This window comes from Natronobacterium gregoryi SP2 (genome assembly GCF_000230715.2).
Taxonomy (GTDB): Archaea; Halobacteriota; Halobacteria; order Halobacteriales; family Natrialbaceae; genus Natronobacterium; species Natronobacterium gregoryi.
In genome coordinates, this window is sequence record NC_019792.1 from 2,971,482 (window position 1) to 2,992,333 (window position 20,852).

At 61.7% G+C, this 20,852-nt stretch carries 19 protein-coding genes; 14 read left to right on the plus strand and 5 right to left on the minus strand.

The genetic code is table 11. The features are described from left to right. The first annotated feature begins 199 nt into the window (after positions 1-199). From NATGR_RS19985 to NATGR_RS14745, 5 genes are all read left to right on the plus strand, one after another. A complete protein-coding gene (locus NATGR_RS19985) occupies positions 200-346 on the plus strand; it encodes a DUF7512 family protein (RefSeq protein WP_005580811.1) in 147 nt (48 codons plus the stop codon). Between the two features lies 1 nt (position 347). Next, positions 348-1,373, plus strand: coding sequence for a sulfite exporter TauE/SafE family protein (locus NATGR_RS14725; RefSeq protein WP_015233754.1), 1,026 nt, complete (start codon positions 348-350; stop codon positions 1,371-1,373). Between the two features lie 787 nt (positions 1,374-2,160). After that, positions 2,161-4,467, plus strand: coding sequence for an amino acid permease (locus tag NATGR_RS14735; RefSeq protein ID WP_005580813.1), 2,307 nt, complete (start codon positions 2,161-2,163; stop codon positions 4,465-4,467). 151 nt (positions 4,468-4,618) lie between these two features. Then, positions 4,619-5,023, plus strand: coding sequence for a helix-turn-helix domain-containing protein (locus NATGR_RS14740; RefSeq protein WP_005580814.1), 405 nt, complete (start codon positions 4,619-4,621; stop codon positions 5,021-5,023). 228 nt (positions 5,024-5,251) lie between these two features. Further along, the gene (locus tag NATGR_RS14745; RefSeq protein ID WP_005580815.1) at positions 5,252-5,674 is read left to right on the plus strand and encodes a CBS domain-containing protein; all 423 of its coding nucleotides are present in this window, start codon (positions 5,252-5,254) and stop codon (positions 5,672-5,674) included. A 695-nt stretch (positions 5,675-6,369) separates the two neighbouring features. On the opposite strand, the gene NATGR_RS14755 is transcribed toward NATGR_RS14745, so the two are convergent. Beyond that, positions 6,370-7,122 (minus strand): helix-turn-helix domain-containing protein, encoded by a 753-nt coding sequence (locus tag NATGR_RS14755; RefSeq protein WP_005580817.1) that lies wholly within the window; start codon positions 7,120-7,122, stop codon positions 6,370-6,372. Between the two features lie 289 nt (positions 7,123-7,411). On the opposite strand from NATGR_RS14755, the gene NATGR_RS14760 reads away from it, so the two are divergent. The 7 genes from NATGR_RS14760 (at position 7,412) to NATGR_RS14790 (ending at position 14,462) form a co-directional block, all read left to right on the plus strand. Beyond that, entirely contained in the window at positions 7,412-7,810 is a 399-nt protein-coding gene (locus NATGR_RS14760) for a helix-turn-helix domain-containing protein (protein WP_005580818.1), read from the plus strand. Then, positions 7,807-9,048 carry a M20 family metallopeptidase gene (locus tag NATGR_RS14765; protein ID WP_005580819.1) on the plus strand — a complete coding sequence of 414 codons (1,242 nt, stop codon included), beginning with the start codon at positions 7,807-7,809 and terminating at the stop codon, positions 9,046-9,048. The genes NATGR_RS14760 and NATGR_RS14765 overlap by 4 nt, the downstream gene beginning before the upstream one ends. 242 nt (positions 9,049-9,290) lie before the next feature. Then, positions 9,291-10,379, plus strand: coding sequence for a bactofilin family protein (locus NATGR_RS14770; protein ID WP_005580821.1), 1,089 nt, complete (start codon positions 9,291-9,293; stop codon positions 10,377-10,379). Positions 10,380-10,606: 227 nt separating this feature from the next. Next, positions 10,607-11,563: a formate/nitrite transporter family protein gene (locus NATGR_RS14775; protein ID WP_005580823.1), complete on the plus strand. Its 957-nt coding sequence runs from the start codon at positions 10,607-10,609 to the stop codon at positions 11,561-11,563. Between the two features lie 471 nt (positions 11,564-12,034). Next, positions 12,035-13,402 carry a sodium-dependent transporter gene (locus NATGR_RS14780; protein WP_015233757.1) on the plus strand — a complete coding sequence of 456 codons (1,368 nt, stop codon included), beginning with the start codon at positions 12,035-12,037 and terminating at the stop codon, positions 13,400-13,402. 312 nt (positions 13,403-13,714) lie between these two features. Continuing rightward, the gene (locus NATGR_RS14785) at positions 13,715-14,074 is read left to right on the plus strand and encodes a hypothetical protein (protein ID WP_005580827.1); all 360 of its coding nucleotides are present in this window, start codon (positions 13,715-13,717) and stop codon (positions 14,072-14,074) included. A gap of 4 nt (positions 14,075-14,078) precedes the next feature. Further along, entirely contained in the window at positions 14,079-14,462 is a 384-nt protein-coding gene (locus tag NATGR_RS14790; protein ID WP_005580828.1) for a hypothetical protein, read from the plus strand. Between the two features lie 317 nt (positions 14,463-14,779). Here the strand turns inward: NATGR_RS14790 and NATGR_RS14795 are convergent, their stop codons facing one another. The 3 genes from NATGR_RS14795 to mfnA all read right to left on the minus strand — a co-directional run bounded on the left by NATGR_RS14795 (position 14,780) and on the right by mfnA (position 16,528). Further along, positions 14,780-15,100 carry a hypothetical protein gene (locus tag NATGR_RS14795; RefSeq protein WP_005580829.1) on the minus strand — a complete coding sequence of 107 codons (321 nt, stop codon included), beginning with the start codon at positions 15,098-15,100 and terminating at the stop codon, positions 14,780-14,782. Positions 15,101-15,149: 49 nt separating this feature from the next. Continuing rightward, the gene (locus tag NATGR_RS14800) at positions 15,150-15,359 is read right to left on the minus strand and encodes a YgaP family membrane protein (RefSeq protein WP_049887813.1); all 210 of its coding nucleotides are present in this window, start codon (positions 15,357-15,359) and stop codon (positions 15,150-15,152) included. 62 nt (positions 15,360-15,421) lie between these two features. Continuing rightward, complete coding sequence (gene mfnA, locus NATGR_RS14805; protein WP_269459362.1) at positions 15,422-16,528, minus strand: tyrosine decarboxylase MfnA; 1,107 nt, start codon at positions 16,526-16,528, stop codon at positions 15,422-15,424. 209 nt (positions 16,529-16,737) lie between these two features. On the opposite strand from mfnA, the gene NATGR_RS14810 reads away from it, so the two are divergent. Together NATGR_RS14810 and NATGR_RS14815 are read left to right on the plus strand one after the other, a co-directional pair. Next, positions 16,738-17,127 carry an ArsR/SmtB family transcription factor gene (locus tag NATGR_RS14810; protein ID WP_005580832.1) on the plus strand — a complete coding sequence of 130 codons (390 nt, stop codon included), beginning with the start codon at positions 16,738-16,740 and terminating at the stop codon, positions 17,125-17,127. After that, a complete protein-coding gene (locus NATGR_RS14815; RefSeq protein ID WP_005580833.1) occupies positions 17,124-18,086 on the plus strand; it encodes a permease in 963 nt (320 codons plus the stop codon). The genes NATGR_RS14810 and NATGR_RS14815 overlap by 4 nt, the downstream gene beginning before the upstream one ends. A gap of 354 nt (positions 18,087-18,440) precedes the next feature. Here the strand turns inward: NATGR_RS14815 and ppsA are convergent, their stop codons facing one another. After that, positions 18,441-20,783 (minus strand): phosphoenolpyruvate synthase, encoded by a 2,343-nt coding sequence (gene ppsA, locus NATGR_RS14820; protein WP_005580835.1) that lies wholly within the window; start codon positions 20,781-20,783, stop codon positions 18,441-18,443. Positions 20,784-20,852 lie beyond the last annotated feature (69 nt).

Consider the following 20,852-nt stretch of genomic DNA (forward strand, 5'->3'; position numbering starts at 1 on the left):
ACCAGCCGTTAGGTGAGGGATCGTCTCGGTGACTATATCCGTGAAACGTATGGGAATATTCTCGTGGGATAGTCGTGCCATATCCCACAGTAATATTGTGTGCAAGTCCCAAAAGCATTATACACTCTCCCCGGTTAGTGGATATTGAGTAGAAAACCATGATTCGGACACAAACGATTACAATCTGGGTGAGCGGCGAATGATCGACGTCGCGCTTTCTTCACCGGTACAGGCCACGCTGCTCGTCGCCATCGTCCTCGTCGAAGCGATCGGTCTCTACGTCGGCTACGGCGTCGTCGAACGAGCGGTCGCACCATCCCTACTCGAAACGATCGAGAACGCATAAGATGGAGCCACTCGGACTGAGTGTCGGACTCCTGGCGTTGTTCGTCGCTTTCGGCTTCATGGTCGGAGTCTTCTTTGGCTTCTTCGGGATGGGCGGCTCGTTCCTCGTGACACCCGCGCTGTTGATCCTCGGCTACCCAGCACCGGTCGCGATCGGTAGTTCGATGGCGTTTGTCTTCGGGACGGCCGTCATCGCGACGATGAAACACCACGACGTCGGACAGGTCGACTACAAGCTCGGCGCGTTGATGTTCGTCGGGATCGCCGTCGGCATCGAGGCCGGAAAGATGCTCGTCTACGGCCTCGAGGCGATCGGTCGAGCCGAGCTGGTCGTCGGTATCGCGTACGTGCTGTTGCTCGCGGCGATCGGTGTGTTGTTCGTCCGGAGTGCGCTCGAGCAGGCCGCCGATTCCGACGGTGAAAACGACGTTGGAGACGACGACATCCCGGATATCGCGAAGAAGATCAAGTCCTACAACGTCCCGCCGATGGTGACGCTGACCGACGGGAGCAAGGCGTCGATGTGGACGATTTCGGGCGTCGGTGGTGGCGTCGGCGTCGTCTCCGGCTTCCTTGGCGTCGGCGGCGGGTTCATCCGTATGCCCGCGATCTACTACCTCATCGGCGTCCCCCTCGCTGCCGCCGTCGGGACGAGTCTCTTCGGCGCGCTCATGTCGGGAGCCGTCGGAGCCTTCACGTACGGATTAGACGGTGTCGTCGACCTCGGAATCGTGACGGGCCTGTTGGCCGGGAGCGCACTCGGTGCTCGCATCGGCTCGGCAGCGACGGCCTACGTCGACGAGGACGACGTCACCATCTACTTCGGGATCATGCTGTTGTTGGCGAGCCTCGCGGTCGCTCTCGGCGAACTCGCCACCTGGCTCGCTATGCCGGTTCTCGATACGATGAGCTTCGTTCTGCTGGTCGGCTCGTCGGCGTTCGTCACGGCCGTCATCTTCTACTACGGTGCACAGGCCATTCGAACGCACGACGTCGAACCAACTGCCGCTCCGGAAGGGAGTGATTGATCGTGGCGAGTGAAAAGACGATTGTGTTCGACGCATCGCTCTACCAGTCCGGACGGGCCGTCAGTGATCGGTCGCGATACTTGGTACCGTCGTCGCCACAGAGCCGGTGACGTTCGAGCGATCGGGGCAACGACTCCGGACTTCGTCGAAAAGACGACCGCCGATCTCAACGCCGAGATTTCGAACGGCCGTATTGCGGCCTGCTTACCCACGAGGACGGTCGGACGGCGGTTCCCACCGACGGCCACGAACTACGTAACGAAGACCGGAGCTCCCGTCTCGAGCAGACGGACAGTCGACGAAGCTAGCGGTTCCATCTACTGGCGGAGCAGGCCGAGTGCCTCGGGGTCGTACGGAAATCGACGATTTCCGTGACCGAGCGGAGCAAAGCCCGCGATGCCTCCGGGACCGCTTCTCACTTGACGACGAGACGCTTCGCGTCTCGAACCACTTGATCCGAGGCGGTTCACACGACTGCACGCCTGCCGACTCACAGTCGGTTCGTCTGTTCTACCGACCGCACGTTCCGGGTAGTGGCACCTGCTGTATTGTGCCATACCTCCAAAACCATTATATGCAGGTGCTCCATACATAGAATTGTTTGAATGAGTAAATTCCACACACAAGTAGAAGACAATCCTGTGGTCAGCAGAGAACCGCTCTCAAGGCGCTCACATCTGACGTGGCGACGCCAGCTGGCGACGCGTGGTGGAGTGAAGACACCTCTCTCGGATAGAGATTGGTGCCGGAAACACAATCACAGCGCACAGGCCGAGGTGAGAGTCCAATGGCGTCGGGACTGAATCGCGACCTCGGACTGGCAGAAGTCGTCGCGATCAGTATCGGCGCGATGGTCGGGTCGGGTATCTTCATTCTGCCGGCACTGGCCTACGAGATCGCCGGTCCGACGGTCGTTCTCGCGTACGTGCTGGCAGGACTGCTCGTGATTCCAGCGGCACTGTCGAAGTCGGAGATGGCGACCGCGATGCCGGAAGACGGGGGTACCTACGTCTACATCGAGCGCGGTATGGGACCGCTTCTGGGAACGGTCGCGGGGATCGGAACCTGGTTCTCGCTGTCGTTCAAGGGAGCACTGGCGCTCGTCGGCGGCGTGCCGTATCTCCTCTACGTGATCGAGCGCGATCTCACACCGGAAACAGTCACCGCGATCGCGCTCGGCATCGCGGTACTGTTGATCCTGCTCAACGTCGTCGGCTCCGACGTCACCGGCCGATTCCAGGTCGGAATCGTCGCGGTCATGCTCGCGGCGATGGTCTGGTTCGTCGTCGGAAGTGGACTCTCGCTGGAGAGTACACGCCTCGAGGGCGCTCTCGATCCCCGCTCTTCCGGTCTCCTGGTGGCGACAGGTGCCGTCTTCGTCTCCTACGCGGGCGTCACCAAGATCGCAAGCGTCGCCGAGGAGATCGAGAACCCCTCGCGGAACATCCCGCTTGGCATGCTCGTCTCGCTTGCGTTTACGACGTTGCTGTACGTCCTCGTCGTCGCGGTTCTCGTCGGTGTGACCCCGGCCGACGTACTTACCGCGACCGACGCACCGGTCGCCGTCGCCGCCGAGCAGACGCTCGGCACGATCGGTGTCGTCGCAGTCGTCGCCGCGGCGTTGCTAGCGCTCGTAAGCACTGCGAACGCAGGCGTTCTCTCCGCGTCGCGGTACCCTTTCGCGATGGCACGCGACGACCTCGTGCCGTCGTCGTTCGAGGAGCTACATCCTCGGTTCAACACACCGCTCAAGGCGATTACGCTTACCGGGGCGGTCATTCTGGTGTTGATCGCGTTCGTTCCGATCCTCCAGATCGCGAAACTCGCATCTGCGTTTCAGGTGCTCGTGTTCGTCCTCGTCAACCTCTCGGTGATCGGGTTCCGCGAGGGTGCCGTCGACGACTACGATCCAGACTTCGTCTCACCGCTGTATCCGTGGCTCCAACTCGCCGGCATCGTCGGCGGCCTCGTCGTGTTGGCGACGATGGGAACGGTGCCGTTCGTCGGCGCGATGGTCATCACCGCCGGTGCGATGGCGTGGTACTACGCCTACGCGCGCCGTCACATCGACCGGGAAGGAGCAGCCCGTGCTGGCGTCCGCGAGAACGTGAGCGAACGAGCACTCGAGCGGACCGAAAAACTGTTCGGCTCGGACGCGGAGTACGACGTTCTCGTCGCGATCACCGACGACACGTCGCCGGACGCGAGACGCGACATGCTCCGGATGGCGACGGACATGGGGTGGCTGCGATCGACGACCGTCTCTGTCGTCGAGTTCGTAGACGTCCCCCATCGGCTGTTCGCCGAAGACCACCCCGACGTGTTCGACGACGACGTTCCCACGTGGCTCCCGACCAGCGGCGACGATGCACCTTCGTGGTTCCCAGAGGACCACGACGTCCACCGGCCAGTCCGCCCGTCCGGTGGCACGACGACAACCGACCGCTCCGCCGTCACGGACGCACGTATCGAGTACCGAGAAGTCGACACGGAAGACCACAACCGTGCAATCGTCGACTTCGCGACCTACGGCGACTACGACCTGCTCGTCGCCGAACGAGACCCCTCCGAGTTCCACCAGCGACTGTTCGGCAGCGACACCGACTGGCTGCTCGAGAACGCACCCTGTGACGTGTTACTGGTCGAGGACGACGGGTTCGACGACGCCGACGAGATCGCAGTCGTCGCCAACCGCGGAGCCTACGATCCACTGAAGCTCCTGTTCGCCGACGCCGTCGCCGAAGAGACCGGTGCGCAGATCAACCTCTTGCAGGCGATCCCCGAACGCGCACCCGAACGGCAGCGCGAACAGGTCGAACGCTACCACGAAACGGTGATCTCAACGCTGACGGTTGCAGCGCGATCGACGATCATCGAGACCGACGACGAGGTTACCGGCCTCTCGCGGTTCGTCGGCGACGCCGATCTGCTGGTGACTGGCGTCGACCGGACTGGACTCACCGCCCGCCTGCTCGGCCGGCCTGGCAATCGACTCGTCGACGCAGCCGAGACGACCGCAGTGATGATCCAGACCCACGACGGACGCCAGCCTGGACTGGTACAGCGGCTCCTGATGAATCACCTCTTTAGCTGACGAAGACATCCCGGCCGGGCGAGGCGGTGTGACGAGCCAGCGCAACGCCGCCGTCGCTCCTCGAACGGTCGTCGGTGCCTGCACGACCCGCAAGTGGGATTGTACAATACTCACACAATCCTTTTACGGGTGCACCTCTTATCTCGACGTAATGGCTAATTCGATGGCAGAGCAACTCCAGCAAGACATGAAGTGTGAAGGGCTGCTGGAGTGTATTCACGGTCTCAAGCAACTCGACAAGGAGTGTTTCCGGGCGATGGTCGAGGCCGACGAACCGTTGACGATCGACGACGTCGCCGAACGCGTCGACCGCGAACGGTCGACGGCCTACCGCTCGATCCAACGCCTCCTTCAGAGCGGGTTCATCCAGAAAGAGCAGATCAACTACGATCAGGGTGGCTACTACCACGTCTACTACCCGACCGATCCCGAACAGATCGCCGACGACATGCAGCGGATGCTCAACGACTGGTACGCCAAGATGGGCCAGCTCATCCAGGAGTTCGAGGACAAGTACGAGGGTGTCGAAGAGACCACGGTCTCTGCCGAGCGTTGACGGCTCGCCGAACTCGTTTGTGAAGGCCGGCTGTGTACCAGTGTACCGATACAGGTGCCGGGCAGGTCGTGGCGACACCGGAGACGACGAATGACAGCCAGTACGAGCCCGGATTTGTGAACCGTCTCGAGGCCAATCCCCGAGGCACTCGCCTTGCTTATCTGTAGATGGGGTGCAACGGACGGGGTGGGTATTATACGCTCGAGCGTGGAGAGGGTAACTTGAGCCATGCCAGTCGAAAACCTCGCGCGAAGCGATATCGTCACGGCAACGACCGACGAATCGATTCAAGAGATTGCAGCGACGATGGCGGCAGAAAACGTCGGCAGTGTCGTGATCACTGACGGCGACGAGCCAGCCGGCATCGTGACCGACCGCGATCTCACACTCCAGGTGATCGCCGAAGGCGAGAGTGCCGACGGGATGACCGCAGAAGACGTCATGTCGACGGATCTGTGTACGATCGAACACGATGGCGGATTCTACGAGGCGACCGAACTGATGAGCGAACACGGCGTTCGTCGGCTCCCGGTCGTCGACTCCGACGGCGAGTTGACCGGTATCATCACGGTCGACGATCTGCACGAACTGCTGGCAGACGAACACCAGCAACTCGCAGCGGTCGTACAGGCACAGCGACCCCCCTACTGAGCTTCGGCACCAGCCACCGTCTTCCCTGCAGTTACGAGGCGACGAGCCGGCCGTTCCGTTGCTTTCGTCCATTTTACCGGACTCGAGTCCGAACCGTCGGTATCTCCCCCCACCTTACTTCGGGCTGAGCCCCACCCCAAGAGTCAGCGTGGGAACTGACTTCTCCCACGACTGATGTCGTGGGGTTGTACTGGCCACAGACCAGCGCCCGTCACAGACGAGCATCCCCACGTGGGAGTTCGCCGGTCGGCTGTCGGCGTCTTGAGCCAAGTCAGTGTGGCTCCTGAGCGGGACAGCGGCTTTGGTGGGCTTGCCCCAGCCTCGGCAGGCCACCCTACGGGCAGCCTGCCACTCGAGCTTACACGCTTCATCACGAGTGAACTCGTGGGCGTTCGTGCTGTTCTCGCTGTACCGGCGCGTGTTCACGGTGTCGACCGCCTCGGGGTCAAGTCTCGTGGCATTCGCCCCGATTCGTCTGTGGACATCGTGGTCTTGCACCGCTTGGTATATGAACGGGGAGCGAGACTCCGGACACACCACGGGTTCGTCAGTGACGGTGCCTCGGAGACCGCCGTCGTTCACCACCGGTAATCGATACAGTCTGCCGTCGCCGATTACTGCCGATCGCCAGCCTGGTGTCGGCAATCGGGGTGGCAGGACAGCAAACCGGCCGAGTTACGGTTCGTAGCCGCTTCTCAGTCGCGTGGCGGAGCCTCTGGATCTTCGTCTGCCAGGAGTGTGTGCTCGATGAGGCTCGCGGTGGCCCGGCGAATCCGCTTCGACAGCGCACTATCGCTTACGTTCTCCTTCGCAGCGAGGTCGGCGAGCTGGCACTCGCGTGGCGTGTCGTAGTAGCCGCTATGGTAGGCCAGCAACAGCGTCTCCCGATGGTTCGGCGGCAGCGACCGGTCTCCCGCTTCGTCGACGGCGTCGCGCTGGATCGTCGAACTCGAGAGTCGCCGCAGGGTGACGGGGATTCCGTTTCCTGTGACCGCCATGTTGAACTCCGAGAGCGACACGTGCGAGTCGAAAAGCAGTCGGAACGTCCAGTGGTCGACCGTCCCTCTGGCGGTGAGAATCCGACCACCGGTATCGAGAAGCGGTTGTACGATCCCGTCGAGTTCGTCCGACCACTCGAGTTCGAACAGCGTCTTCTCGCCGTCGGTTGCGAGGCGTGCGACGACGTCGATGCCGTCGATTTCAGTCAGGGCCGAGAGAACTGCGTCGGGTTCGACGCCACCGATCCAGACGAGCGGAAGGTTCGTCTCTCGGTCGCTCTGTAACGGGACTAGAGGTTCGAACTCGACGACTACGTCCGGATACGTCTGGAAGAGGCTGCCGAGAGCGAACGTGTCGGCTGGGACCGTGATTTCGGCTGTTACTACCATGGTCGAGTCGTCCTCGAGGCGAGCAGGAGTCGATCCGACGTGAGCCGTCGGGAGGCTCACCGCTCGGGTCTCTCCGCGGTTCGTGCAGGGTTCACCACGACACAGTGGTCTGGCCGCCTTCGGCGTCGTGGCCGTCGAGAGGCAGGTGGCTCGTTCACTCCACGTACCGTTAACGGTTGGCATCGGACATACCACTAACAGAAAGAGCGAGTGATCCGCCGGGCCATCCCGTCGAAACATTCACACCGACGACGAGGCGGTCGCGATCGATCCCCGTCCGATGCAGCCTTGTATTACTGTATTGTGCAATACACACAAATATTTCACGGTGTGGCACCAACGTCCCAGTATGGACGACTCGATGGCTGAACAGCTCCAACAAGAGATGACGTGTGATGGGCTGCTGGAGTGTATCCACGGCCTCAAACGACTCGACAGGGAGTGTTTCCACGCAGTGGTCGAGAGTGAGGAGCCGTCGACGATCGACGAGGTCGCCGAACGCGTCGACCGCGAACGGTCGACGGTCTACCGCTCGATCCAGCGACTCCTCCAACGTGGCGTCGTCCAGAAGACACAGGTCAACTACGAGGAAGGTGGCTACTACCACGTCTACTACCCGACCGATCCCTCGCGGATCACGAGCGACATGCGACGCCGGCTCAACGACTGGTACGCGAAGATGAGCCACCTCATCCGGGAGTTCGAGGACGAACACGGGGACACGACCGAAACGGTGGAGCGACGATGACCACGACACTCGCGTCTCTCGTCCGAGAGCGCCACGCCGAACTCGCCGAGACCACTCTCGAACTCGTCGGGCACGAAACGACGAACCCGCCTGGCGATACACGCGAGGTCGTCGCCTGGCTCGAGTCACAGTTTACTGACTTCGGGATCGAGACCGAACGAGTCGTGGCCAATCCGGAGAAACCGAACCTTCTCGCGACGGTCGCCGGCGAGCGCGATCGGACGCTGCTTTTCGCCGGCCACCTCGATACCGTCCCCTACGACGCCGACGGCTGGTCGTACGACCCGCTCGGCGAACGTGTCGGCGACCAACTCTACGGCCGTGGGACGAGCGACATGAAGGGGGCGCTCGCCGCTATGCTCGCGGTCGCTCGCGCCGCCGCCGAGTCCGAGACGTCGCCGCCGGTGACGCTCTCGTTTGCCTTCGTCAGCGACGAGGAGGTCGCCGGCGAGGCGGGACTGCCCGCCGTCCTCAAGGACGGACGGCTCGCGGCCGACGCATGCGTGATCGGTGAGCCGACCTGCGACGACGAGCGAGCGTCGCTCACGGTCGCCGACAGGGGAAGCATCTGGCTCACGTTCGAGGCGACCGGCAAAGCCGCTCACGGCTCGCGACCGATGCTCGGCGAGAACGCGATCGATCGGCTCTGGCGTGCACTCGAGGACGTCCGGACCCGTCTCGAAGACCGTACACTGTCGATCCCGCCGACCGTCGAGCCCGTCCTCGAGGAGTCGGTCGACTACTACGCGCAAGCAATGGGGGCCGACACAGCACGGCGACTGTTCGATCGACCGACGGTCAACCTGGGAACGCTCGAGGGTGGCAAAGCCGTAAACAGCGTCCCGCGCGAGGCACGCGCTCGACTCGACGTTCGACTCGCGCCGGGCGTCGAAACGCCTGCAGTACTCGCGTCGATCCGCGACTGGCTCGAGACTCACCGAGCGGTCTCGATCGCGGACGTCAGCTACAGCGTCGGGAGCTACGAGGACCTCGCGGAGCCGATCGTCGACGCAACCCACGCCGTCGCCAGCGACATCCTCGAAGACCGAGTTTACCGCCGGAGCGCGACCGGTGGCGGCGACGCGAAACAGTTTCGCAACGCCGATGTTCCGACCGTCGAGTTCGCCGTCGCGACGAACACGGCCCACGCCTGTGACGAGTACACGACGGTCGACGCTCTCGCCGAGACAGCCGAGGTGTACGCGCGGTTGCCGGAGGCGTTCGCGTCGGCGGTATGATACGGTTTATCTCAAACGGCGTGCTGTAGCTAGTTACCGCCGATCGCCGACCTCATTCCGTCGATCGGCGGTAATTAACTCCAGTAAACTGCATGGTACCGAAGTCGGTTTTCTCGTCGCCGGGTTCGGTTTCGGTCCCGACGCCGCGAACGCGGCCAGTCGGCCGCTTCGCTTCTATCACCAGACCGGACGTTCCACAATTTACCGTAAATAGATTTACACCAGTGCGACGAAGCTCCCCCATGGAGCGCAACCGTTCCAGGGTCACCGTCCTGGCACTCGTCGGGCTTCTGGCCCTCTCGGCCGGGACGGGTATCGTCGCCGCACAGTCCGCCGACGGAATCTTCGGCTCGGTAGTCGTCGAAGCAGACGAGACCTACGACAGCGTCGACGGAGTCGCGGGCTCTATCGTCGTCCACGGGACCGTTACGGGCGACATCGCTGGAGTCGCCGGAAGCGTCCACGTCACCGAAGGAGCCACCGTCGACGGCTCTCTCGAGGGTGCCGCCGGAACCGTCCGTATCGACGGAGCCGTCGACGGAGACGTCGCCGTCGGCGCTGGCCACGTCGAGGTGAGCGAGTCGGCCCAGATCGGTGGCGGCCTCGACGCCGGTGCGGGCGCTCTCACGATCGACGGCGCGGTCGGCGGCGACGTTCGTGCCGGTGCCGAGACGATCGCCCTGGGACCGAACGCAGACGTCGACGGCGAGTTCCGCTACGACGCCGAGAGCTTCGAGGAAGACCCTAACGCGACCGTCACGGATGGCGTCGTCCACGACCCGAGCGTCGGCAGTACCGTCGACGACCTCGTCGACGCGTTCACCGTTCCCACCTGGCTGTCGGTAATGTACGGAGTCCTGGCCAACCTCCTGCTTGGAATCGTGTTGTTGGCCGTCTTCCCGTCGTTTTCTCGAGGTGTTGCTTCCCGCGTCGCCGTCGATCCACTCGTTTCGGGCGGCGTCGGTTTCCTGACGTTGATCGCCGTTCCGATCGCGGTTGCTCTCGTCGCCGTCACGATCGTCGGCATTCCACTCGCCATTGCCCTCGCACTCGCGTTCGCTCTCGTAATCTGGATCGGCATCGTCTACGGACAGTACGCCGTCGGCGCGTGGGTGCTCGGACTCGTGGGCGTCGAGAACCGCTGGCTCGCGCTCGTGGTCGGCCTCGCCGGTTTCGCACTTCTGGGTCTGCTCCCGTTCGTCGGTAGTCTACTCGAGTTGATCGCGTTCCTACTCGGGATTGGAGCGCTCGTGCTCGGACTCTACGGCCGCTACACGCGCCACAGTGGCCGGGGACGCCAGACCACGTTCGGTGAACTCCCCCGCAGCTAACTCTCGTACTGTCTCACCTGTCGACTGATACGGTTTGCTGTCAGTCAGTTCCGGTGCGACCGCGAGTCTGCCTGCGGTCGCGCCGGGACATCGGGACAGCATTCCGTATGACGAGTCGACCCGGCCCGCACGAGCGGGTTCGACTCAACAGATCGGGTCTGGATCATTAGTCTACTGTAATGGATAGTCTTACACGCGGGCAGGAGAGACGGGAAACCAGACTGTCGATGAGTGAAACGAGCCAGGACGAACGTGTCTCCGCTGACGATGACGACGTTGTAGGCGGGTCTCTCGGCGACACAACGGCGGAGACATCTGACCTCTTTCGAAACCGGCTTTCGACAGACGAAATCTACGAGCGCGCACTCATCGAGGCAGACGAAGAGATCGGCCGTGGCACACGAGAGTTGTTTTTCAGCGGACTCGCAGCGGGATTTGCAATCACGATTACAGTACTGCTCTATGCATCGATGACGAACGCAGCGGATGGGGTTCCGATCGTAGGGGCGCTTCTCTATCCAATCGGGTTCCTGTATATCGTTCTCGGGAACTATCAACTGTACACCGAAAACACGCTCCCACCGGTAGCCCTCGTACTGGACCGGTTAGCCAGCGTCCCGGCGATGCTTGGAATGTGGGCGACCGTCTTGGCAGGAAATCTGGTCGGCGGAAGCGTCGGTGCCCTCCTGCTGGCACATGGTGGCGTCGTGTCGTCCGAAGTGGCAACAACGTTGACCGGGATTGCAATGACTGGCATCGAGACCGCATGGTTCGACCTCTTCTTCAAGGGCGTGTTCGCGGGCCTAATCGTTGCAGGCGTCGTCTGGGTTGACTTCGGTGTTCGAGACTCGACGACTCGATTCCTGCTCGTCTATATCGCGTTCCTCGCGATTCCACTCGGTGGGCTCTTCCACGTCGTCGTCGCGAGTACCGAACTGCTGTACCTCGTGTTCCTCGGCGAAATCGGGCTACTGTATGGAACAACCCATTTCGCACTCCCTGTTCTACTCGGCAACACACTCGGGGGCATCGTGCTCGTGACCACTATCAACTACTACCAAACGTCAGACGAGGTCCACGAACTCTCAGGGACGCTCTCAACATCCGAATGGCTGTTCACCAACGAGACAGCGCTAGACCCGGAGAAACTCAAAGAAAAACTAGAGTCGAAACTATCCCACTGACCCAATGTTGCTAGTACCGTCCCAACCGTGGATCGACTAGTTGAGAGTTGGTCAAAACCGATCACGATTCTCGATCAGAAGTACAGCGCACTAGCCAGAGTAGACTTGGCCCGCCACTAGTGCTTTGACAAGCCTGAACGGATGAGTGAAACCGAATGCGGTCGTCTGGTTTCACTCATCAGTCGACGATTGAGACGGTGCTAGCACACACCGACGGACGACCTCTACCACAGCAGCGTGACGCCGACGGCCAGACTCGATGACAGTTCCCCAGTACGTAACCTACTTCCACGAGTAGCGAAAACCCGCTACTCAACGTGGCATTCTTCGCATTGCATCATCAGGGTCGGTCGGTAGGCCACTGTTACGACCCATGAGTAGCGGGTGTGGGTCGACAGTGACGACGAAAAGACCTCTTACTCGGACCGACAGTCACCGGTTGTTTTGATCGACTTCGTAGACAACGTATTTATGAGTGATATTGACATTCAACGTGAAACGTGGGCGACGCGAGCCGGGTTCATTCTCGCAGCAGTCGGGAGTGCGGTCGGTCTCGGAAACATCTGGCGGTTCCCCTTCCAAGTCGGCCAGGAAGGAGGTGCCGCGTTCCTGCTGGCCTATCTACTGTTTATCGTACTCGTCGGATTTCCAGCGATGCTCGTCGAGTTCGTCGTTGGGCGACACACCGAACTGAACCCTGTCGGCGCATTACGTGCCGTCGGTGGCGGCACCTGGACGTACGTCGGCTGGATCTTCATCGCAACCGGGTTCGTCGTTCTCTCCTACTATAGCGTCGTCGCCGGCTGGACTGTTCGGTATGCCTTCCTTGGACTCCAGGACGGCTACCTCGCCGACGCCGCCGAAGCAGAAGCACAGTTCGTCTCGCTCGCGAGCGGTCTCGACGCAATCTTCTTCCACGCACTTTTTATGGCGGTCGTGATCGTGATCGTCGCACTCGGCATTCAACAGGGAATCGAACTCGCAGTGAGGCTGATGGTTCCCGCAATCGTCGTCATCACGCTCGGGATGGCCGCCTACGCGTTCACACTCGAGGGAGCCGGCGAAGCATACAGCTACTACCTCTCGCCCGAGTGGGGACTGTTTCTCACCGAGTGGCAAAGCATTCTCCCGGCCGCCGCAGGCCAGGCCTTCTTTACGCTCTCGCTTGGGATGGGCGCGATGATCACCTACGCCTCCTATCTCGGTGAAGACCAAAACCTCGCCGAAGACGGTGCCATTATCATCGGTTTCGACACCGGAATCGCGTTCATCATGGGACTTGTCGTCTTCCCGATCCTCTTTACCGCGGGAATCGACCCCGCCGATCCCGGTGCCGGCGCAATCTTCGTCTCGCTTGCGGCCGCGTTCGGCGACCTCGCGCTTGGCTGGCTCGTCGGGTTCGTCTTCTTCACGACCGTTGCCATCGCCGCACTCTCGAGTGCGATCAGCCTAATGGAGGTCGTCGTCTCGTACGTGATTGACGAGCGAAACGTCGATCGCAAGATCGCTGCCTCTGTCGTCGGCGCTGCGATGTTCGTGCTCGGAATCCCGTCGGCGTACGACCTCGTCTTGCTCGACCTGATCGACCTGTTCGCCGACCAGATCCTGCTGGTGCTCGGCGGACTGCTCCTGATGATCCTCGTTGGCTGGGTCTTGCCGGATCTCGCGGTCGACGAACTCTCGCGTGGCATCGGCGACCTCGGCGCACTCGCACCCGCCTGGATCTGGGCCGTCCGTATCCCAGTCGTCGTCGTCCTGATCGTCGCACTCGCACTCGGTATCCTCGAGTACTACGAGTTCTTGACCGGCGAGTTTGCGGAGTGGATTGCCGACCAGTAACCGCTCGTACGGTTTCCTGTCTGTCAGTTTCTGGCCACCTGCGACCAAGTGGTTGCACCGGCAAATCGATACAAGGGTGTCATAGAACGGTCCCCACACCCGATTCGTCACTACTCTCCGCCAGTCAGTATAGGTGTAGCACGAGAGATCGAAATGTACTCGGAACCTGTCAGAACTGGCGTGCTGAATACAGGGCGCGAATGTGGCACGGACTGAGGAGCTATCAACATGGAAGTCGAACGCTCATCAGTAGTTGCTTGATTTGATAAGTGCAAAACTATATTGGTTTGGCATAAAACAATTCTGTCATACATGAGTGAACAGGAAATCGATCAAACCGAACAGCTCCAGCGGGTAGGAATTGGACTGGTACTGGGTGGGATCGTCTTCGGTGGCCTGTCGTTCGGTGTCGATGCATTGGTGGGCGGTATCGTACTGCTGGTCGCTGGCGTAGCCGTCTGGTGGAGAGAGTATCGACGGGAACTGACCATCGGCATTGGTCTTGGAATCGGCGTGGCCGGAGTGGTAGTCCTAATCGAGACAGGAGCTGATACCGGTTTCAGCAATAACTTCTTGGCTGCAGCGCTTGTCGTGGGCGGCGTCGTAGATTACCTGCTCGCGCCCGCCTACGGCAGATTACAAGATGCAGGCGAACGAACTGTTGGAAGGTAACCGTATGAAAATATCTACATCTGGTGAGACGAGCGAGCGTTCACCGGCGGAAACAGCTTGGTTCGCACTCTTGGGCATCGCGTTCGTGCTCGCCGGTTTGGGATTGTTCTACGGACTTGCAGTCGACTCAATGCAGATGATCAGCGTTGCACTGATCACTATCTTCGTACTGTTTGCTGTATCGATGGGAATCCTCATCCGGAGCGAGCCGATCCGTTCCAGAGAGAACGCCGTAATTGCGATCTGCGTGTTTGTTGCGATGGCACTCTACCTTGGATTGAGTGTATTCACTGCTCTTCCGTTCGCCGTGCTTGTTGGCGTCCTCTTCGTCGTTGGTGTAATCGTCCCGGGATTAGTCCTTCAGTATGGAGTGACGAACGCCGAGTAAGAGCACTGAATGTCTCAAAGACGCGACAAAAATCAAATAAATGATATTGTTGGTGGGTATTAGCACGTACGGTAATTTAGCAGCCAGTTCGTATGCCCAGTTTTCACCTAATCCTCATGGGAACAAACACCGCCGGCTGATGAATACATGCTCTGTATTCAGCACGTTGCTAAGAACATCTATCGGAACTGGCAGAATCGCTGGCAGTTGATACCCACGCGAGACCGAACGGTTATTTGATACTATTCAGCGCGAGAATGGCCCTTGTGAAGAGTTCTATGACAGTCTCCGATACAGCAATCGGTACACCCTCTGTGTCAGTTCTCTACCGTCCAGACATCGAGCAACACGCCGTACCGCCCCCCGAGCAACAGCATCGTCCCCAGTACGCCCGTCCCGACGAACGCGACCACGAACGTCGCCGTCGGCAACTCGAGGACGACCGTGACGGCGGTCCAGACCCAGACGAACCAGCCGAGTGCCTCCCAGGGCCGGCCGCCGTACAGCCGCCAGACCGACAGCGACAGCAGGAAGCCGGCGAACGCGGCCGCGAGGACGCCAGTCTCGAGTGGGAGTTGCCACGTCGCGCCGACGAGTACGACACAGCCCAGGGCAGCGACGACGTCAAGCCGGTCCATTGTCGGTAGTTCGCCGGCGCGATGAAAAACCTGTGTCGGTTCGACACGTTCATCCGCAGGTGTCGATCCCCAGGAGACTGTACAGCGGACACAGTTGGACGACTCCCGTACCGAGCAAGACGAGTCCAACGGCGAGTGCGACGACGCCGAAGGTGCCGAACGCAGCCACGCCAGCCAGGGAGGCGATCCCCGCGACTGCGAGGACTGTCCCGAGAACGACTCGTACCGTTCGGTCGATCGAACAGACGGTAGTCTCCAGACGCCACTTTCCACGACGGTCGACCTAACGACTCTGGTTCGATTCCCGAAGGCCGCCCGCAGTCACTCGCTCGCGCCAGCAACCTCGAGTCCGACCCGTGTCTCGAGTCGATCCACGTCGGCGACGAACGACTCGAGGCCGTCGCGGGTGACGTGAGGCATACAGACGACCCGGAGTTCGCCGTCGCCGGTTCGCGAGAGACGCCACCCCTCGTCGCGCAACGCCTCGAACAGCGGCGTCGGAACGGACGCCGCCACGAGCGGCAGGGCGGGCTCGACGACGTCGTAGCCCCGGGACTCGAGTTTGCTGGCGAGCCACTTTGCGTTGTTCTGCGAACGGACGTACTGGTCGCGGTAGCCGTCGGGCCAGAGTTCTTCTATCGCGGCGACGGCGCTCGCGACGCCTGCACCCGACCGGGTCCCCGTCAACGTCGCCTGCGAGGTCGACTCGAGGTACGGCGTCTCGACGGCGAGCTCGTCGAGCAGGTCCGACGAGCGGGCGAGCAGTCCGCCCGCCGGAACCGCAGCCTGGCCCATCTTGTGAGGATCGATCGCCATCGTGTCGACCGGTGCGTGGCCGAAGTGCCACTCGTAGTCGGTAAACGGGAGGACGAACCCGCCCCAGGCGGCGTCGACGTGCAACAGGGCGTCGACCGAGTCGGCGATCTCGCCCAGTTCCGGAATCGGATCGACTCGGCCGTACTCGGTCGAACCGGCGACGCCGACCACCGCGGCGGTGTCCTCGTTGACGCAGGCACGAACCGCCTCGAGGTCGGCGCGTCCGTCGTCGGTGGTCGGGACGACCCGTAACTCGACATCGAGGAGGTCGGCTGCCTTCTGGAAACTGAAGTGCGCCGATTCGGGGAGCACAACGGTCGGACGACCGTTCTCGGCACGCTCACGTGCGATCCGGACGGCCTGCACGTTCGCTTCCGTTCCGCCGCTTGCGACGTAGCCTGCCGGCTCATCGAGACCAGCGATCTCGCCCAGCAACGAGACGGCGTCGTCTTCGAGGTCGGCAACGGTTGGATACGTACCGGGGTCGCCGGGGTTTGTCGCGAGGAACCGCTCGGCGGCCTCGCGGGCTGCCGGGTGTGGCTCGGTGCACATCGAGGACAGCACCCGGTCGAACGACTGTGGCTCGGCGCGCATATCACGGACGTAGGGAATGATGCGGTTAGTTGTTACGTTTAGTCTCCGCTCGGGTGACTGGGTCGACCGCCGTTCGGACCGGTAGATTGATAGGAGACAAATCGGAATAGTTCGATATGAAGTCGATACTCGATCGGCTGTTTGGATCGAATGGCGGCGAAGAAGATGGTAACGACTGCTGCTGTGAGATGGAAATCGAAGAAGTAGAATCCGACAACTGATCGAATATGGTCGATCAATCCTCCGCCGACCGAGCCGAATCGGCAAGCGCGACGATACAGCGCATCGGCGGCGAGCACTGCTCCGAAACGGAGCCGCTGCAGCGCCGCCGGGTAGCCGACGAGACCGTCGACGACGAGTTGGCGGTCTTCAAAGCGCTGGCGAACGAGAACCGGCTCCGGATCGTCGAGGCATTGCGTGAGGGCGAACTCTGCGTCTGCGAACTGGAAACGGTACTCGACGCACCACAGTCGACAGTTGCCTCACATCTCTCGCAGCTTCGGGAAGCCGGAATCGTTCGCGCCCGCAAGCAAGGGAAGTGGACCTACTACCGGATCGCGGACACGGCGAGCGTTCAGCTGGTGGATCTCGCTCGCGCGCTCGGTGAAGACGAATGATTCCCGCCGGGTACGAGGCTGCGCTCGTCGATTCGGCCGAGTACTTCGTCCATCTGGCGGTCGTCCTCGCTCCGCTTTTCGTCGGTGCCTCCTTTCTCGTCGGACTCGCTCAGGAGTATCTCCCGCCAGAGCGCGTCGAGGCGATGTTGCGGTCACGAGACCACGGCAGCGGAAACGTCCTCGCGGCCGGCCTCGGTGCTGCGACTCCGTTCTGCTCGTGTTCGACGGTGCCGATCCTCGCCGGCCTATTGGGTGCCGGTGCACCGATCGGGTTGGCGTTTTCGTTCCTGCTCGCGTCGCCGATCGTCAACTGGATCGCCGTCTTGCTCTTGCTGGGGCTGTTCGGGGCTAGCGTCACCGTCGCGTACGTCGTTACGGCGTTGGTCGCGGCGATCGTCGGGGGAATCGTCATCGGGATGCTCGACCTCGATCGCTACGTCAAGAACGTCCGGATTACGGCGGGTGGCCGAGAGGTCACTACGGACGGTGGCTCGGAAACAAGTTGTGCTTGCAACGTGACGCCGACGCGGACACATCGGGACCGGTTCGCTGCCGCAGGCCAGGGCGCACTTTCGTTCTTCTGGGACACGCTGCCCTACATCGTCGCCGGCATCACGATCGGTGCGCTCATCCACGGCGCGGTACCGGCAGACTTGCTCCAGCGACTCGCTGGACCGGACAACCCGCTTGCCACGCCGCTTGCGGCGCTTGCCGGCGCGCCGGTCTACGTCAGCATCAGCGGCATGCTGCCGATCGCCCACTCGCTGGCCGAGCAAGGAGTTCCGATCGGGACGGTACTGGCGTTCGTCATCGGCGGTGCCGGGATCAGCATTCCGAACCTGATCCTGCTGAACAAACTCTTCGACCGTCGGCTGCTCGTCATCTACGCAGGCACCGTCGTCGCCGTCGGAATTACAGTCGGCGTGCTGTTCAACACCGTCTTCGCCACCCTGCTCTAATCGTCACGAGCGAGAGCGTTTTCGTCTCTCTACCACTCGAGTGATCTCGGCGTTACAGCGGTAGCGAGGCGAACGCCCACCCCTTCAGGGTGAGCGGAAGTCAACGAGGTGACGTTCGTTCCGATCGACAGTTTCATCACTCTTCTAACAGGGTCGGAAACACGCTCGACGCTATCCTCGGACTGGTACTCCTGTTTGGCATTCTGTGGGCAGCAGTGTACTCTGGCACGAAAGCACCACTGCACGAGTTTTATCGGCAGCCAAGGCGAATACCCCGAGGCGATTCACCGGGAAATAGAGGACGACATCGGTCCGAACGAGTAACGACGAACCGACGTCCGACTCCGCTGGCGATCAGCGCACCGAATCGAGCAACAACTTCTGCTCGACCCGCTTTACTTCGTGCTGGACATCACGGACAGCGTCGATGTTCGCGGAGATCGAACTGATCCCCTCATTGACGAGGAACCGGACCATCTCCGGCTTGGAACCGGCCTGGCCACAGATGCTCGTATCGACGTCGTGTTCGCGGCAGGTCTCGATGACGTCACCGATCAGTCGCAGGACGGCAGGATGAAGTTCGTCGAACCGGTCAGCGACGTGTTCGTTGTTCCGGTCGACCGCGAGCGTGTACTGGGTCAGGTCGTTCGTGCCGAAAGAGGCAAAGTCGATGCCGGCTGCCGCCATCTCCTCGACGGCCAGCGCCGAGGCGGGCGTCTCGATCATCACACCCCACTTGCGCTTGTCGGGATCGATCCCGGCATCACGCATCAGGCTCTTGGCCGCGTAGACGTCTTCAGCGTCGTTGACCAGTGGGAGCATGATCTCGACGTTGTCGTAGCCCATCTCGTAGAGCCGGCGAAACGCCTCGAGTTCGTGAGCAAAGACGTCCGGGCGATCCAGCGAACGCCGGATGCCACGGTAGCCAAGCATCGGATTGTGCTCGTCGGGTTCGTCCTCGCCGCCCTCGAGTTGGCGGAACTCGTCGGTCGGGGCGTCGAGCGTGCGCACGCGAACGGGACGCGGGTAGAACTCGTCGGCGACGCCGCGGATGCCATCGACGAGTTGTGTGACGTACTCGTCCTCGCCGTTTTCCCGGATGAACTTCTCCGGAGTCTGGTTCAGCGAGAGGATCATGTGCTCGGTTCGCAAGAGCCCAACGCCGTCGGCACCCGTCGCAGCCGCGCGTTCGGCCGCCTCGGGGATCGAGACGTTGACTTTCACCTCGGTCGCGGTCATCGGCTTGACCGGCGACTGTGGCCGCACCTCTTCGACGGGTTCGGTCTCTTCCTCTGGCTCGAGTGTCTTCCCTTCGATGACGTGGCCTTTCTCACCGTCGAGGGTAATGACCTGTCCGTCCTCCAGGACGGACGTGGCGTTGGTCGTGCCGACGACCGCTGGGACGCCGAGTTCGCGGGAGACGATCGCGGCGTGGCTGGTCATTCCGCCTTCGTCGGTAACGATTCCCGAAGCGCGTTTCATCGCAGGCACCATATCGGGCATCGTCATCTCGGTGACGATAACGTCGCCTTCGCCGACCTTCGCGAGGTCGTCGAGTTTGGAGACGATTTTGGCGGCACCGCTTGCGGTCCCAGGACTCGAGCCGAGACCGTCGACGATGACTTCGTCGGAGGCCGTCGTGTCGGCACTCTCGGTGCTACTCGTTGTTGCCGTGCCGCTGCCGTCGGTGACTCCTTTCGTCGGATCGGCCAGTCCTTCGGTCAGGTCCGCTTTCGCGCTTGCGGACGCGTCTTCGTCGATCGTCGTGATCGGCCGGGACTGGAGCATGTAGACGTCTCCGTCGACGATCGCCCACTCGACATCCTGTGGCTGGTCGTAGTGGTCCTCGACACGCTCGCCGAGGTCGACGAGCGCCTCGATTTCCTCGTCTTCGAGCACTCGTCGATCGCGCTTTTCCTCGGGAACCTCGCGTTCGACCGTCTCACCGGTCGCTTCGTCTTTGACGTGCATCACCTTCTTCTCGGCGACGGTCACGTCTACCTCGTCGTCGCTCTCGCGAGGAATGACGTAGTTGTCCGGGGAGACTGCACCGGAGACGACGGCTTCCCCCAAGCCCCAAGCGGCCTCGACGATCATCGTCGGCTCACCGGTCGATGGGTGGCTGGTAAACATCACACCGGACTTGTCGGCGTCGACCATCTGTTGGACGACGACGGCGATGTTGACTGCCGAGTGGTCGAACCCCTGCTCCTGGCGGTAGTAGATCGCCCGCTGAGTGAACAGCGAAGCCCAACACTCTCGGACGCGTTCTAGGAGCCTCCCCTCCGTGACGTTCAGAAACGTCTCCTGTTGGCCGGCGAAAGAGGCGTCGGGCAGGTCCTCGGCCGTCGCCGACGAACGAACGGCGACGAAAGCGTCTCCGTCGCCGACCTCACGGTAGGCCTCGAGGACTTCCTCTCGCAGGTCGTCGGGGAACGGCGTCTCGGTGATCAACTCCTGCGCACGATCCGCGGCGTCGGCGAGAGCATTCGAGTCCTCGACGTCGACGTCGACGGCCTCGAACAGTTCCTCGTCGATTCCCGCTTCTTCGATGAACGATCGGTAGGTCCCGGCAGTGACAACGAAGCCTGGGGGCACGGGCAGCCCAGCACCCGTGAGTTCGCCCAGGGAGGCACCTTTTCCGCCGACCTGCTCGAGGTCGTCGGCACTGATTTCGTCCAGCCAGAGTACAGCCATCTCTATATGGGAGGTCAGGAGAACGGATAAAGAAGGTTGCGAACGTCTCCCGCAATTCGCAACTCGCAA